This is a genomic window from Staphylococcus sp. EG-SA-2 (assembly GCF_017152085.1).
Window position 1 is genome coordinate 1 of record NZ_JACYHC010001280.1, and the last position, 609, is coordinate 609.

At 30.7% G+C, this 609-nt stretch carries 1 pseudogene; it reads left to right on the top strand.

The features are described 5' to 3' along the window. Positions 1-609, top strand: a pseudogene (vraE, locus tag IDG60_RS20685) (peptide resistance ABC transporter permease subunit VraE); the annotation flags it as partial.

Consider the following 609-nt stretch of genomic DNA (forward strand, 5'->3'; position numbering starts at 1 on the left):
CTACTCAAGATGCTAAACAATTTGAAACTAAACTAAGCCAACAACAAATTACATTTTCTAAAAATGCTTACGAAACTATTACTGTAGATAATGTTAAAGATCAGGTTATTACTTTGGAAAATGGTAGTGATTCAGATCGCACGAATTCAATATTAAGTGCAAATAACAAGGTAACAGGCAACAATGCCATCATTACAAATACAAAATCACTTCCTAACATTATTAATATCCATTTAAACAAAGATTTAGTAGTAAAAGGAACTAAGAATGAAACTTTCCGTGTTACACAAGAAGACAAAGGTAGGGTTTATCCTTTAAATCTAAGCTTCAACTCACCTGTCGTCGAAGTAAGTCCTGAAAAGTATCAGCAGTTGAAAACACAAAATAACGTTCATACTTTTTATGGATATGATATTAAACAAACATCACAAAAGGAAAAAGCTCAAGCAATTGCAAAACAGTTTGGAGACAAAGTCATCACTTATGATGAAATGAAAAAAGAGGTCGATGCTACTAACGGTATTCTAATATTTGTTACATCATTTTTAGGATTAGCATTTTTAGTAGCAGCTGGATGTATTATTTATATTAAACAAATGGATGAAACTG